Here is a 13,539-nt window from a genome sequence, read left to right on the forward strand (position 1 = left end):
CTATTCATATGAACGGCTCTCAACTTGTGCTAAAAACGAAAGGACGGCATGCCATGAATATATTCGATCACTATCGCCAGCGTTATGAAGCTGCCAAGGACGAAGAGTTCACACTGCAGGAGTTTCTTACCATCTGCCGGCAAGATCGCAGTGCTTATGCCAACGCGGCAGAACGGCTGCTGATGGCCATTGGTGAGCCAGTCATGGTCGACACGGCCCTGGAACCCCGGCTGTCCCGTCTCTTTTCAAACCGGGTTGTCGCACGCTATCCGGCATTTGAAGAGTTTTACGGCATGGAAGATGCCATCGAGCAGATCGTCTCTTACCTGAAACACGCCGCACAAGGTCTGGAAGAGAAGAAACAGATTCTGTATCTGCTGGGCCCGGTCGGCGGGGGTAAATCGTCGCTGGCTGAACGTCTGAAATCCTTAATGCAGCGTGTACCTATCTATATACTGAGCGCCAACGGTGAACGTAGCCCGGTCAACGATCATCCGCTGTGCCTGTTTAACCCGCAGGAAGACGCGCAGATTCTCGATAAAGAGTATGGCGTGCCTACCCGTTATCTCGGCACCATCATGTCGCCGTGGGCGGCAAAACGCCTGCACGAGTTCGGTGGCGACATCACCAAATTCCGCGTGATCAAAGTGTGGCCCTCTATCCTTGAGCAAATTGCCATCGCCAAGACAGAACCGGGTGATGAGAATAACCAGGATATCTCCGCGCTGGTCGGTAAAGTGGATATTCGTAAACTGGAGCATTATGCCCAGAACGATCCGGACGCCTACGGCTACTCCGGCGCCCTGTGCCGCGCCAACCAGGGGATTATGGAGTTCGTCGAGATGTTTAAAGCGCCTATCAAGGTGCTGCATCCGCTGCTGACCGCCACGCAGGAAGGCAACTATAACGGAACCGAGGGAATTTCGGCCCTGCCGTTTAACGGCATTATTCTCGCCCACTCCAACGAATCCGAATGGGTGACCTTCCGTAATAACAAAAACAACGAGGCTTTCCTCGACCGCGTGTATATCGTCAAGGTGCCTTATTGCCTGCGTATCTCCGAAGAGATGCGTATCTACGAAAAACTGCTTAACAACAGTGAGCTGACCCACGCGCCGTGCGCCCCGGGGACCCTGGAGACGCTGTCGCGCTTCTCCATACTGTCGCGGCTGAAAGAGCCGGAAAACTCGAGCATTTACTCCAAAATGCGCGTGTACGACGGTGAAAGCCTGAAAGACACCGACCCGAAAGCGAAATCCTATCAGGAGTACCGCGATTACGCCGGCGTCGACGAAGGGATGAACGGTCTGTCCACCCGCTTCGCCTTCAAAATATTGTCGCGCGTGTTTAACTTTGACCACGCCGAGGTCGCCGCGAACCCGGTCCATCTGTTCTACGTCCTGGAACAGCAAATCGAGCGCGAGCAGTTCCCGCAAGAGCAGTCGGAACGTTATCTGGAGTTCCTCAAAGGCTATCTGATCCCGAAATATGCCGAGTTTATCGGTAAAGAGATTCAGACCGCCTATCTTGAGTCCTACTCCGAATACGGGCAGAACATCTTTGACCGCTATGTCACCTATGCGGACTTCTGGATTCAGGATCAGGAGTACCGCGATCCGGACACCGGCCAACTGTTTGACCGTGAGTCGTTGAATGCGGAGCTGGAGAAAATTGAGAAGCCGGCCGGGATCAGCAACCCGAAAGACTTCCGTAATGAGATAGTCAACTTCGTCCTGCGCGCCAGGGCTAATATCAACGGACGGAACCCGAACTGGACCAGCTACGAAAAACTGCGCACGGTGATTGAGAAGAAAATGTTCTCCAATACCGAAGAGCTGCTGCCGGTGATTTCGTTTAACGCCAAAACCTCAACCGACGAGCAGAAAAAACACGACGATTTTGTCGATCGTATGATGGAGAAAGGCTATACCCGTAAGCAGGTCCGTCTGCTGTGCGAATGGTACCTGCGCGTACGTAAATCATCCTGATAACGGAAATTGCCCGGCGGTGCGTTGCCCGCCGGGCCTACAAAAACAGCGACCTGTAGGCCGGGTAAGCTCAGCGCCATCCGGCATTTCCGTCGCAGCGTAAGGTTGGCAATTGCAGCACAGGAGGGCATATGACCTGGTTCATAGACCGGCGCCTGAACGGAAAGAATAAAAGTGCGGTGAATCGCCAGCGCTTTTTGCGCCGTTATAAGGCGCAGATTAAACAGTCCATCTCCGAGGCGATCAATAAGCGTTCAGTGACGGATATTGACAGCGGAGAATCCGTTTCTATCCCGACGGATGATATCAACGAACCGATGTTTCATCAGGGACGCGGGGGGCTGCGTAACCGCGTCCATCCGGGAAACGACCACTTTGTACAGAATGACCGCATCGAGCGTCCTCAGGGCGGCGGCGGCGGTGGCGGGAGCGGTCAAGGGCAGGCCAGCGCCGACGGCGAAGGCCAGGATGGTTTTGTCTTTCAAATATCGAAAGATGAGTATCTGGATCTGCTGTTTGAGGATCTCGCCCTGCCGAACCTGAAGAAAAACCAGCAGCGCCAGCTCACCGAATTTAAAACTCACCGGGCTGGCTTTACCGCCAACGGCGTGCCGGCCAATATCAGCGTGGTGCGATCCCTGCAAAACTCGCTGGCGCGACGTACGGCGATGACGGCGGGCAAGCGTCGCGAACTACGGGCGCTTGAGGAGGATCTGGACACCATAGCCAAAAGCGAACCGGCGCAGCTGCTGGAAGAGGAGCGTTTACGTCGGGAAATCGCCGAGCTGCGGGCAAAAATCGAACGCGTGCCTTTTATCGATACCTTTGACCTGCGCTATAAGAATTACGAAAAACGCCCGGAGCCGTCCAGTCAGGCGGTTATGTTCTGTCTTATGGATGTCTCGGGTTCGATGGATCAGGTCACCAAGGATATGGCCAAACGATTTTATATCCTGCTGTATCTGTTCCTCAGCCGGACCTATAAGAACGTTGAGGTCGTCTATATTCGCCACCATACGCAGGCCAAAGAGGTGGACGAGCACGAGTTTTTCTACTCTCAGGAAACCGGCGGCACTATCGTCTCGAGCGCCCTCAAGCTCATGGATGAGGTTGTTAAGGCACGGTACGATCCGTCGCAGTGGAATATCTATGCCGCGCAGGCCTCGGACGGCGATAACTGGGCGGATGATTCACCGTTGTGCCATGAACTGCTGGCTAAAAATATTCTGCCGGTGGTGCGTTACTACAGCTATATAGAAATAACCCGCCGCGCGCACCAGACGCTGTGGCGCGAATATGAGCATCTGCAGGAAACCTTTGAGAACTTTGCGATGCAGCACATTCGCGATCAGGAGGATATCTATCCGGTGTTCCGCGAACTGTTCCACAAGCAGGGTTCCGAGGCCAGAAACTAGCCAATAAAAACAGTCAGTTACATTAAGATCCTGACTGTTTTCCTTGAAGGCTGGCCGTTGAGTTTTTGCGCTTCAATTCAAATAATGACGTCTGAATAAGCCTCAATCAGTGCCTGACTGGAAGCGACTGCCACTATGCGTCTGACCGCCCACCTCTACGTTCGTCTGCCCCTGCTGATTTCAATCGTTCTGGGCGTTGTCTGTTTTTTCTTGCTTCCGACACAGCTCGGGACCTTGCAAAGAGTGCTGATCGGCTGGAATACGCTGGCATGGCCTTATCTGATTTTTATCTGGATCCGCATGTTGATTACTGATGTATCGGGCATTCAGCGCATTGCCCGGTTACAGGACCAAAGCGCGATGCTCGTGCTAATGATAGTCATTGTGGCCTGTGCGGCCAGCATCGTCGCCATTTTAAGCGAACTCTCTGCGTTGAAAGAGCTCTCCGGCACGCCGCGCGTGGTCCATCTCCTGTTGACGGTGACAACCCTCATTGTCTCCTGGGCCCTCGTGCCCAGCTCTTTCGCTATGCACTATGCCCATCAGCACTATCTGCATCGGACGCAGGAGGTCACCCCGATGATATTTCCTGAAAAGCCGGAGGAGCCTGGATACTGGGATTTCCTGTACTACGCGTTTACGATTGCGGTGGCCGCACAAACCGCCGATGTGGCCACCGGGACAACCGGGATCCGGCAAATCACGCTGCTACAATCGGTTATCTCCTTCGTGTTCAATCTCGCAATACTGGGTCTGTCGGTCAACGTCGGCGCAGGTCTGCTGAATTAGTCTCTCCGAATCCGTTTCAACTGGCGCAGCAAGAAAGCCGGCTGTCGTTCCAACATGACGCGACGAAGGTTGCCCTTCCCCCCGCCCCTCCTTCTCCCGACCGGTTCCTTAGGGTCAGCATTGCCGTTTAAAACGCTTATTTTTGTGCGCTAGTCCACAATTTAATATTCTGCAAGGGCAATATTTACTTTTAAATAAATGTGCTGTTTTAGAGCCAGAGGTTACACCATACACTATGCCTGAACGTGCAATGCTGCCTGAAAAATTAATATTCTTTTATAGCAATTAAAATATTTTACATTTTAACCGCCACCAGCCGCGGCTGAGATTTAATAATTAAATCCCGTGCAATTTGTTACGGAACTTATATTTTAAAACACCAGGAATTAATTAATGAAAAAATCTTTATTACCCCTTGCCATTGCGTCGTCACTTTCAATGGTGTCCACAGCCGTATTAGCAGATGATAAAACAGATGCCCCATCCAAAACCGTCACCGCCACCGACACCTTGGCTGGCATTGATTTTTATGGGTATTTCCGTTCAGGCATGGGGGCCAGTGACGGCGGTGGTTCGATGAAAGACGCAACCGGCGGCAGCTTCGAGAAAAATAAACTCGGTCGTCTGGGTAATGAATTTGACACCTACGCGGAAGTTGGTTTTGGTAAAGAATTATATCGTTCAGGAAGCCAGTCTGTATATATCCAGACGATGATCAATATGTACGACGGCGACACCAACAGCAGCCACGAAAATAAGTTTGGCTGGGAAAACATGAATATCCAGTTCCGTAATTTTATGGGCCTGGATGAAACAACCTGGGCGGGTATCCGCCAGTATAATAAATACAGCATTGACGCTAACGACTACGATTTCTGGAACCATACCAACGTCGGCGGCGGTATTGAAAAAATGAGTCTCGGTCAGGGAAAACTTTCTGTCGCCTTCTTACATCGCGATATTGATGAAGATCTTTCAGCCTTCGCCGAAGGCGAAGTGGACGCCCAGCAGCTGATCGATTCCAATCAACTTGAACTGATGTATGACAGCCAGCCTCTGTGGGATGGCGCAACGCTGGCGGTGGGTTATAAATACCTGCACGCAGATGCCAACGATGAGCAAGTAGAGCGAGCCAACCACGATTATGTCGATGGCCAAACCGCGATGGTGGTGTTGAAGCAGCAGATCTTCGACAAAGGCGTTAACAATACGGTTATTCAGTATTATGGCAAAGGCTCCGCCCTGCAAGGCGTGACCTTTGGTGCTGCGGACACGCTCAATGGCACGGTTAAAGAGGGTGAAGGTTGGGCACTGCGTAACTACGGCACTATCCCGGTTGCCGCGGACTGGGATGTCAGCCATGCGCTGAACTATGCTGCCGCCAACGATGTTGAGCTGTGGAATGGTGATAAAGGCGATGCGTCAACGGCGTCCGTCAGCGCGAAAGTGACCTATCACTGGTCTGATTACACCCGGACTTACCTTGAAATGGGTTATTTCGACGACAAGAAAACGGTTAACGGGACTGACTACGATCGCAGCGGGGCAAAATACACCCTTGCGCAGGCGCTGTCCTACGGTCGCGATAAGCCAGAATTGCGTGTATTCGTCAGCCATTACGATAGCGACCGGGATAACTGGACGGATGCCAGCGAATCGTCCTTCAACAATGGTCTCGACAACGACACCTGGGCTGTGGGTATTCAGGCTAACGTCTTCTGGTAATAATGGACTGTCCGCTGCGGGCGACTGGCATAAGCTGCCCGCAGTCGGCAAACCGGCGCAGGATTCTGTCTGAGTGAATACGCCGGGCAGCACGGTCGCGGAGATAGCCGGATCGGAATCCACGCAAAGAGGCGCGTGGCAGGGCTGCTCAGACAGCCCTGAACCCGCAGGGAAGATAGCTGATTTTATGACTTCTTATTGAGCATCGATTTTAAATCCGCAAAGGGGTTATAGGTTGCGGCGGCCACATCTTTTTGCGCATCCTCCCCCGCCACCACTCGCGTCCCGTACTGGTCAGCCTCGGTGTATTTGGAGTGCTCATGATCGTGGCAGTACAGACACAATAACTCCCAGTTACTGCCATCTTCCGGATTATTGGTATGATCGTGATCGATATGGTGAACCGTTAATTCACGCAGGTTGGAATAGACAAACTCCCGCGAGCAGCGCCCACATATCCACGGATAGATTTTTAATGCTTTTTCACGATAGCCGCTTTCCAGCCGGGCATAGTTTTTAGGGATCAGAGCCATTGGAGATGTTACCTGTTACAAAGAGATAATGGGTTAGATAGTACCCCCAATCTGCTCCGCAAGGGAACAGAAGGTCTGATGAAAGCGCAACAGGATATGGCGTATGACGGGTAATCCCTGCGGCGCAAATCCCCCTTGTCGCTCCTGCTAGCGCGCTGGCTGAGCGGAAATCTGACGCATAAAGACGCATAAAAAAGCCAGCGATCTTGTATCGCTGGCCACAGGATGACGCCCTGCTGCCGAACTGACTCTTTACCGGCAGCGACGATTATCGATCGTTCAGACAATCCCGCGCGGGCTCTTTTGCCAGCACGCCGCCTTCAATCTCACGCATAATCAGACTGGCCAGATTCTCCATTTGATGGACCTTGCCGCATTTGACAATGATCTGCCGCGCGTTGTCATATCCCGGCGCCCACAATCGGTTGTTCATGCGCACATCTTTATAGATAGCCACCAGCGGTTTTCTCCACGCCGCCGCCATATGCACCACCGAGGTATCCGGTGAGATAATCAGATCGGCCTCGGCAATCAGCGCCATGGCGTGATGCAGCGTTTTGAAGGGGTTAATGCTCACCTTTTCTGGCAGCGGGAGTCGGATCTCATTGCGGTGATCGAGCAAAATAATCTGTACATCGGGATAAGCCTCCTGCAGTTTGCCGATCAGGGATGACAACTGCGCCTGCGACAGACTGCGGTCCGGATGCCCGGCAAAAATATTAATGATGACTTTTCGCCCGACAAACCCCGCCAGATACTGCCGGGTTTGCTGATAAATATCCTCTGGAATATGGAGGTCATAGCGCTCCAGATGTTTTTTATCCAGATTCAGATGCTCGGCGATAAACGTATAGGTTTGGCTGACATGCCAGTTTTCACAATCAAAATCAAAGGATTTTGAATAATGATTAATCGATGCCCATTTATTAAACCCCAGAACCGATTTTGCTTTTATTTGTCGCAATAACAGCATCCGGTGTATGGGCATATCGAATAAAGAGGGATCGATAACAATGTCATACTTATTATTCGCAAGCTCATTAATAACGGACTCAGGAACATTATGGGTAAATTTACGCAGGAAATCACCGGAGGCTACATTCTCAGCCTCATAGATCCGACGAATGCCCGGATGATACCGCATCACCTGGCTATTCGATTTTGTCAGCAGGAAATCCACGATAAACCCAGACTGATGAAGGCACTTAACCAATGCGGAATCGACAACCACATCCCCGATAGCGCCTTCATTGCGCATCAGCAGCACCGTTTTTGCCGATGATAAATCCAGCTCAGACCGCGCAGGGCTATCCCACAGCGTTTTTGCAATATAAACACGTAAGGCGTTACGCACTCTTTTTGTAAAATAATTACGGCGTCTGTTAAGTTCCCTTATTTTTTTAAACTTCTTTGGGGATACCCGCACCGCTGTGTTGTCCATCATCATATCCTCGTCACCACAATTAACCGCACCACTATCGATTTTGTTAAGGACTCAATAAAATGAGAAAAGTTCTATTGCTTAATAAATTCTTTCCATTTTGTTGGGATCGGTGCTTTGGCCAGCGATAAATTGAAGAGAAATTGCCTAAATTATGAATTAAATGCGAATAATCCGATGAGAAATACGAATTGACCCTCACCGCTCGCTGAGATATTCATCGTTACGCATCATGTCGTCTGTCTCTCTCCTCGGTCGAACATTCACCGCGCAAGAAATCAGCAGCAAAATGCCCCCTCAGGTTCCGTTGGTTCTCATCTGGTGTGAAGACGATTATGCTGACGACTTTGTCATGATGGAAAGAGTGAGATGAACATGCCGGAAAAACGCAACACCCACCGTCAGCTGCTCGCGCTGCTTGAACAGCACCAGGCCCACTATCGCGTCGTGGAACATGAGGCCGTGGGGAAATGTGAGGCCGTGTCGGAAATTCGCGGTACCGCTTTGGGCCAGGGGGCAAAAGCGCTGGTCTGTAAAGTCAAAGGGAACGGCGTGAACCAGCATGTCCTGGCGATCCTCGCCGCCGACCAACAGGCGGACCTGTCACGCCTGGCGCAGCATATCGGCGGCAGCAAGGCATCGCTGGCCAGTCCGGCGGAAGTCGATACGCTCACCGCCTGCGTTTTTGGCGCCATCCCACCGTTCAGCTTTCACCCGGATTTGCGGCTGATTGCCGATCCGCTGCTGTTCGATCGCTACCCTGAGATTGCCTTTAACGCCGGCCAGCTGGATAAATCCATTATCCTGAACACCGAGGATTATCTGCGCATTGCCCGCCCGGAGCTGGTCGCCTTTCGCCGCGAAAGCTGAGAGGTGATGGCTCACCGCCACGCCAAATTGTGCAGATGCCTGGAAACGCGGTCACTGGTCAAAAAAAGCCTGTCTATTCACGCTATTACGCGTAGAGTAGACAGGCTTATTATTTTGGCAAGGATCTCCCGTCATGTTCGATACAACCCTGTTTATTCTGCTCGGGCTGGCCGCGCTGGGTTTTATCAGCCATAACACCACCGTGGCTATTTCTATCCTCGTTTTAATCATCGTTCGCGTCACACCGCTCAACGTCTTTTTCCCGTGGATTGAAAAACAGGGGCTGACGATCGGTATTATCATTCTGACCATTGGCGTAATGGCTCCCATTGCCAGCGGCACGCTGCCGCCGTCGACGCTGCTGCACTCGTTCGTCAACTGGAAGTCGCTGCTGGCGATTGCCGTGGGCGTATTCGTCTCGTGGCTGGGCGGACGCGGCGTGGCGCTGATGGGCTCGCAGCCGCAGCTGGTCGCCGGACTGCTGGTCGGCACGGTCCTTGGCGTAGCGCTGTTCCGCGGCGTACCGGTTGGCCCGCTGATCGCCGCCGGCATTATTTCGCTGTTTATCGGGAAGTCGTAACCAGACTCGCCAGGTAGCGCCCTGGCGTCTGGCCCAGCCCCTTTTTAAACATCGTAATAAACGCGGTCGTCGAGTCATATCCCAGCGTTTGCGCAGTCTGCTGGACCGTTTGCCCGCGAATCAACATCTGCAGGGCCAGGATCAGCTGCAGCTGGTGTCGCCAGCGGCGAAAGCTCAGTCCGGTCTCGCGCACCACCAGCCGCGCCAGATTCCGTTCGCTCATCGCGAATTCTGCCGCCCACTGCGCCAGCGTCTGCCAGCGGGCCGGATCAACCGCCATGAAATCCGCCATCTGGCGAATCTTCGGATGTGGCGAAACCGGCAGCTGCAGATGTTCCTGCGGCTGTCGCGGGAGCTCATCGAACAGCACCTGCACCAGCCGTTGCGTTGTCGGATGGGCAAACGCCTCCCCGTGACGTCCGGCAAGGGTCAGGATAAGCTCGCGCACCAGAGGCGAAATTTTTAAGGTACAACAGTGCGCCGGCATTGGCGCAGCATCCGGTTCAATAAACAGAAAACTGATTTGTGCCCCCGGCGTGGCGCGGTTGCTGTGGGGCATCTGACCCGGTACCCACACCGCATACTGCGGCGGCACCATCCACATCGCGTTCTCCACCTCGCAGGTGAGCGCCCCATGCAAGGCGAGGATCAGCTGGCCTTTGCGGTGCTGATGGCGCGGGATGAACTGCTCGTCTTCCACCACCTGAATACGAAACGCGAGGGCCGATTCATGGCCGCTGTCCGGATCGTAGCCATCCAGGCCAAGTCCTATCATGATTTTGTCCGATATTAGCGATAATCTGTCATTTTAGCTTGATTTAAACCATCGGCAAACGCGCTATTGTAGCCGCCCTGTTTACTCGTCAGAGATTGCCATGAGTTCTGTTTTGCCTTCTACCGGCCGCCGTCATCTGCTGCTGATTGCCGGGATTTTATTCATTGCCTCCACGCTACGCGTGACTTTTACCGGCGCAGCCCCGCTGCTCGACGCCATTCGCGCTGACTATGGTCTCTCCACCGCACAAACCGGGATGCTCACCACATTGCCGCTGCTGGCCTTTGGCCTGGTATCACCGCTGGCGGCAGGCGTCGGTCGCCGGCTGGGCATTGAGCGCAGCCTGCTGGTGGCGCTAGTCCTTATTTGTCTGGGTATCGGACTGCGTTCGCTTCCTTCCACCGCCTTGCTGTTCGGCGGTACGGCGATCATCGGCTGCGGAATTGCGCTCGGTAACGTTCTGCTGCCGGGTCTGATCAAACGCGACTTCTCACAGCATGTTGCCAGGATGACCGGGGCCTACTCGATCACTATGGGCGGAGCGGCCGCGCTGGGTTCAGCCATGGTGGTGCCGCTGGCGCTGGCGGGTTTCGGCTGGCACGGCGCACTCTTGATGTTAATGGTCTTTCCGCTGCTGGCACTGCTGGTATGGTTGCCGCAAACGCGCAAGACCGCGACCGCGCCGCTCACCGGTTCCGGCGCCATGCACAATCGCGGAATCTGGCGCTCCGCGCTCGCCTGGCAGGTCACCCTGTTCCTCGGCATCAACTCGCTGGTCTATTACGTTATTATTGGCTGGCTGCCGGCCATTCTGCAGAGCCTTGGCTACAGCGAAGCGCAGGCGGGCTCTCTGCATGGTTTGCTCCAGCTGGCCACCGCCGCCCCCGGGCTGGCAATTCCGCTGATTCTTCATCGCCTTAAAGACCAGCGCGCCATCGCGATCATTGTGGCGCTGATGTGCGCCATCAGCGCCTGCGGACTGTGGTTCTGGCCGGGACAGGCGGTAGTCTGGACGCTAATCTTTGGTTTCGGTTCGGGGGCAACCATGATTCTGGGGTTGACGTTTATCGGCCTGCGCGCAAACTCTGCGCATCAGGCAGCGGCTTTGTCGGGGATGGCGCAGACCATCGGATATCTGCTGGCCGCCTGCGGACCACCGCTCATGGGGAAAATTCATGATGCCAACGGCGACTGGCAGATCCCGCTTCTCGCCGTGGCGCTGATTTCAGTCGTTATGGCCCTGTTCGGCGCGCTGGCCGGTCGCAACCGGGAGATAAACGGATAGCGCTTTGATAAGCCGCCATTACGATGGCGGCAATATTTTCCTGCTCACCCGCGCGTCCGGGGCGGCACCGGCAATGCGAACTGAATCCTGGAAGATTAACCGGCGGTGAGTTTATTGGTTTGCGGCATGTAAAAACGCCTGCACCAGCGGTGCGGGACGCCCTTCCAGGGCATGACGTTCATGCTGGAACAAGGTCGCCACAAAAAACGGATGCGTGACCAGCTCCACCGCGCGAATCTCCCCCTCTTCATCCCATCCGGTTACCCGCAGCTCTCCCTGCTCAAGTTCACGGGCAAAGCTGTCGGCGATACCATAGTTGCAGTGGTAGCCCTCTTCAATATGATCGCGGCCATACGCACGGGCTATCAGGGTATGAGCGCGCAGCTCAATGGTGTCCGACTTTTCAACCAGCGAACAGCTTAGCGGCGCTATCACCATCCGTCCTTCGGTATCGGTTTCAGCATGTGCCGCATCCTGCCAGCCCATCACGTTACGCGCATATTCGATTATCGCGTGCTGAAAACCACCGCAGGTTCCGAGGAAAGGCACGCTGTTTTCGCGCGCGTAGCGAATGGCGGTAAATGCGCCTTCGGCATTTTCATACGGGCTGGCGGGCACCACCCAGATAGCATCGTAATCCACCAGCGCGTCGGCATGGTGAATATCACGAGTTGCCAGCCAGTCATAGCGCACGGGCAGTTCCAGCACGGCGGCGGCATCGTCGATAGCCAGGGGGATAGCTTTATGGGCAATCACGTCAGGATTGTAGTCGCCAACCAGGGCAATACGCAGGGGGGTGTTCATAGCAGGATCCTTATGTCAGAGCGATTTTCGGGCAACACAAGGAGCCTCAGATTAGCGATCTCCGTCGCGGAACACAACCCCTGTTTTCACCGCGCCAGAAGGTCCTTCGCGCTTTTGGATTGCTTTGTAGGCGGGTAATTTCCGCGCGCAGGCGCTGTTGTATAGCGCAGAGAAACAATGATGGACCGCCTATGAAAAGCAAAATTTTAGTCAGCGCCTGCCTGATGGGGTTTCAGGTTCGCTATAATGGCAGCCAAAAAGCGCAGCTTGCCGACGCGCTGGCACGTTGGCAGCGCGACGGTCGGCTGGTGATTCATTGCCCGGAGCTCGCCGCCGGGCTGCCGGTCCCCCGACTCCCGGCCGAAATCCTTCACGCCCAGGGCACGGATGTCATGCAGGACCGCGCGCGTATCGTTGAGAGCGACGGTCAGGACGTCACTCCGCACTATCAGCTGGCCGCATGGCTGGCCCTGCGCACCGCACAGGAAGCCGGCTGTAAGGCCGCGTTGTTAACCGACGGCAGCCCGACCTGCGGCAGCCAGTTTATCTACGACGGGACGTTCAGCGGGCAGCGAAAGCCGGGGTCAGGCGTGGCGGCGGCGCTACTGCGTGAACACGGCATCGCCGTTTTTTCCGACCGACAGCTACCCCAACTCCTCGCCTGGATGCAACAGAGAGAAAATAGCGATGATTCACTGTAAACGCGTTTATGATCCGGCAGAGCCCGGCGACGGTTACCGCGTCCTGGTTGACCGACTCTGGCCGCGCGGTATGAAAAAAGAGGCTTTGCGCTACGATGAATGGTGCAAATCGCTCTCGCCCTCTTCGGCGCTACGTAAAGCGTTCCACGGCGAGGCGATCGATTTTGCCAGCTTCAGTCAACAGTATCGCGAAGAACTCGACGCCCGGCGCGACGAAGGATTGCGTCTCGCCGGGCTGGCTCGCCAACAGCCATTAACCTTGCTGTATGCCGCCAAAGATACCCGGCAAAACCATGCGCTGGTGCTGGCTGAGTGGCTGGAAAACCTGTCTGCCGGCGAGGCTACGCCTTAGCGGGGTGATCCCGGCGCCACAGCTCCCATTCATCGAGGGTTTCCCCGCCGGGCAGCTTACAGTCGCTGCGCACGCCCTGCGGCGTCTGAACCGGTATCAACTTACCGCCCTTCTGACCGCAGTAAACCGAGGCCGGGTTCGCCATGCCGATAGACTTCGGCGGCGGCGGCGCATCCTGCGGCTGCGGCTGCTTCGCGCAGCCGGCCAGGGCCAGCGGCAGCAGCATTATCATCCACTTCATTTCTGCTCCTTCTTTGCACAGAGCACGTATTTGCCCTGAT

General features: G+C 54.7%; 14 protein-coding genes. 9 read left to right on the plus strand and 5 right to left on the minus strand.

The window, feature by feature from the left end; all coding sequences use genetic code 11:
- Positions 1 to 53 precede the first annotated feature (53 nt).
- The 4 genes from yeaG to ROR01S_RS12495 all read left to right on the plus strand — a co-directional run bounded on the left by yeaG (position 54) and on the right by ROR01S_RS12495 (position 5,917).
- Complete coding sequence (yeaG, locus tag ROR01S_RS12480) at positions 54 to 1,988, plus strand: protein kinase YeaG (protein ID WP_004860792.1); 1,935 nt, start codon at positions 54 to 56, stop codon at positions 1,986 to 1,988.
- 131 nt (positions 1,989 to 2,119) lie between these two features.
- Positions 2,120 to 3,403: a YeaH/YhbH family protein gene (locus ROR01S_RS12485; protein WP_004860790.1), complete on the plus strand. Its 1,284-nt coding sequence runs from the start codon at positions 2,120 to 2,122 to the stop codon at positions 3,401 to 3,403.
- 135 nt (positions 3,404 to 3,538) lie between these two features.
- Entirely contained in the window at positions 3,539 to 4,192 is a 654-nt protein-coding gene (locus ROR01S_RS12490; protein ID WP_015584603.1) for a DUF1345 domain-containing protein, read from the plus strand.
- Between the two features lie 393 nt (positions 4,193 to 4,585).
- Complete coding sequence (locus tag ROR01S_RS12495) at positions 4,586 to 5,917, plus strand: carbohydrate porin (protein ID WP_064357156.1); 1,332 nt, start codon at positions 4,586 to 4,588, stop codon at positions 5,915 to 5,917.
- A 185-nt stretch (positions 5,918 to 6,102) separates the two neighbouring features.
- On the opposite strand, the gene yajD is transcribed toward ROR01S_RS12495, so the two are convergent.
- A complete protein-coding gene (gene yajD / locus ROR01S_RS12500) occupies positions 6,103 to 6,450 on the minus strand; it encodes an HNH nuclease YajD (protein WP_004860781.1) in 348 nt (115 codons plus the stop codon).
- Positions 6,451 to 6,718: 268 nt separating this feature from the next.
- Complete coding sequence (locus ROR01S_RS12505; RefSeq protein WP_064359535.1) at positions 6,719 to 7,894, minus strand: glycosyltransferase family 9 protein; 1,176 nt, start codon at positions 7,892 to 7,894, stop codon at positions 6,719 to 6,721.
- Positions 7,895 to 8,260: 366 nt separating this feature from the next.
- On the opposite strand from ROR01S_RS12505, the gene ROR01S_RS12510 reads away from it, so the two are divergent.
- Both ROR01S_RS12510 and ROR01S_RS12515 read left to right on the plus strand, forming a co-directional pair.
- Positions 8,261 to 8,761: a YbaK/prolyl-tRNA synthetase associated domain-containing protein gene (locus ROR01S_RS12510; protein WP_004860775.1), complete on the plus strand. Its 501-nt coding sequence runs from the start codon at positions 8,261 to 8,263 to the stop codon at positions 8,759 to 8,761.
- Positions 8,762 to 8,894: 133 nt separating this feature from the next.
- A complete protein-coding gene (locus ROR01S_RS12515) occupies positions 8,895 to 9,341 on the plus strand; it encodes a DUF441 domain-containing protein (protein ID WP_004860772.1) in 447 nt (148 codons plus the stop codon).
- Here ROR01S_RS12515 and ROR01S_RS12520 read toward each other — a convergent pair.
- The gene (locus tag ROR01S_RS12520) at positions 9,325 to 10,119 is read right to left on the minus strand and encodes an AraC family transcriptional regulator (RefSeq protein WP_162098178.1); all 795 of its coding nucleotides are present in this window, start codon (positions 10,117 to 10,119) and stop codon (positions 9,325 to 9,327) included. The genes ROR01S_RS12515 and ROR01S_RS12520 overlap by 17 nt on opposite strands.
- A gap of 97 nt (positions 10,120 to 10,216) precedes the next feature.
- Between ROR01S_RS12520 and ROR01S_RS12525 the strand changes: the two genes are divergently transcribed.
- Entirely contained in the window at positions 10,217 to 11,401 is a 1,185-nt protein-coding gene (locus tag ROR01S_RS12525) for a CynX/NimT family MFS transporter (RefSeq protein ID WP_064359536.1), read from the plus strand.
- A 111-nt stretch (positions 11,402 to 11,512) separates the two neighbouring features.
- On the opposite strand, the gene ROR01S_RS12530 is transcribed toward ROR01S_RS12525, so the two are convergent.
- Positions 11,513 to 12,205, minus strand: a complete 693-nt coding sequence (locus ROR01S_RS12530; protein ID WP_064357158.1) for a CTP synthase C-terminal region-related (seleno)protein — start codon at positions 12,203 to 12,205, stop codon at positions 11,513 to 11,515.
- Positions 12,206 to 12,396: 191 nt separating this feature from the next.
- Here ROR01S_RS12530 and ROR01S_RS12535 point away from each other — a divergent pair, with 191 nt between their 5' ends.
- Both ROR01S_RS12535 and ROR01S_RS12540 read left to right on the plus strand, forming a co-directional pair.
- A complete protein-coding gene (locus ROR01S_RS12535; protein ID WP_004860761.1) occupies positions 12,397 to 12,906 on the plus strand; it encodes a 2-thiouracil desulfurase family protein in 510 nt (169 codons plus the stop codon).
- Entirely contained in the window at positions 12,893 to 13,258 is a 366-nt protein-coding gene (locus ROR01S_RS12540) for a DUF488 domain-containing protein (RefSeq protein ID WP_004860757.1), read from the plus strand. The genes ROR01S_RS12535 and ROR01S_RS12540 overlap by 14 nt, the downstream gene beginning before the upstream one ends.
- Here ROR01S_RS12540 and ROR01S_RS12545 read toward each other — a convergent pair.
- Positions 13,248 to 13,499: a putative hemolysin gene (locus ROR01S_RS12545; protein ID WP_004860754.1), complete on the minus strand. Its 252-nt coding sequence runs from the start codon at positions 13,497 to 13,499 to the stop codon at positions 13,248 to 13,250. The two genes, ROR01S_RS12540 and ROR01S_RS12545, sit on opposite strands and share 11 nt — an antisense overlap.
- Between the last annotated feature and the right edge of the window lie 40 nt (positions 13,500 to 13,539).

Source organism: Klebsiella ornithinolytica NBRC 105727 = ATCC 31898 (genome assembly GCF_001598295.1).
Taxonomy (GTDB): domain Bacteria; phylum Pseudomonadota; class Gammaproteobacteria; order Enterobacterales; family Enterobacteriaceae; genus Klebsiella; species Klebsiella ornithinolytica.

What these genes read in the sequence shown, in the direction of transcription:
- yeaG (WP_004860792.1), top strand. Translation starts at nt 54, where the DNA reads ATGAATATATTCGATCACTATCGCCAGCGTTATGAAGCTGCCAAGGAC.
- ROR01S_RS12485 (WP_004860790.1), top strand. Translation starts at nt 2,120, where the DNA reads ATGACCTGGTTCATAGACCGGCGCCTGAACGGAAAGAATAAAAGTGCG.
- ROR01S_RS12490 (WP_015584603.1), top strand. Translation starts at nt 3,539, where the DNA reads ATGCGTCTGACCGCCCACCTCTACGTTCGTCTGCCCCTGCTGATTTCA.
- ROR01S_RS12495 (WP_064357156.1), top strand. Translation starts at nt 4,586, where the DNA reads ATGAAAAAATCTTTATTACCCCTTGCCATTGCGTCGTCACTTTCAATG.
- yajD (WP_004860781.1), bottom strand. Translation starts at nt 6,450, where the DNA reads ATGGCTCTGATCCCTAAAAACTATGCCCGGCTGGAAAGCGGCTATCGT.
- ROR01S_RS12505 (WP_064359535.1), bottom strand. Translation starts at nt 7,894, where the DNA reads ATGATGGACAACACAGCGGTGCGGGTATCCCCAAAGAAGTTTAAAAAA.
- ROR01S_RS12510 (WP_004860775.1), top strand. Translation starts at nt 8,261, where the DNA reads ATGAACATGCCGGAAAAACGCAACACCCACCGTCAGCTGCTCGCGCTG.
- ROR01S_RS12515 (WP_004860772.1), top strand. Translation starts at nt 8,895, where the DNA reads ATGTTCGATACAACCCTGTTTATTCTGCTCGGGCTGGCCGCGCTGGGT.
- ROR01S_RS12525 (WP_064359536.1), top strand. Translation starts at nt 10,217, where the DNA reads ATGAGTTCTGTTTTGCCTTCTACCGGCCGCCGTCATCTGCTGCTGATT.
- ROR01S_RS12530 (WP_064357158.1), bottom strand. Translation starts at nt 12,205, where the DNA reads ATGAACACCCCCCTGCGTATTGCCCTGGTTGGCGACTACAATCCTGAC.
- ROR01S_RS12535 (WP_004860761.1), top strand. Translation starts at nt 12,397, where the DNA reads ATGAAAAGCAAAATTTTAGTCAGCGCCTGCCTGATGGGGTTTCAGGTT.
- ROR01S_RS12540 (WP_004860757.1), top strand. Translation starts at nt 12,893, where the DNA reads ATGATTCACTGTAAACGCGTTTATGATCCGGCAGAGCCCGGCGACGGT.
- ROR01S_RS12545 (WP_004860754.1), bottom strand. Translation starts at nt 13,499, where the DNA reads ATGAAGTGGATGATAATGCTGCTGCCGCTGGCCCTGGCCGGCTGCGCG.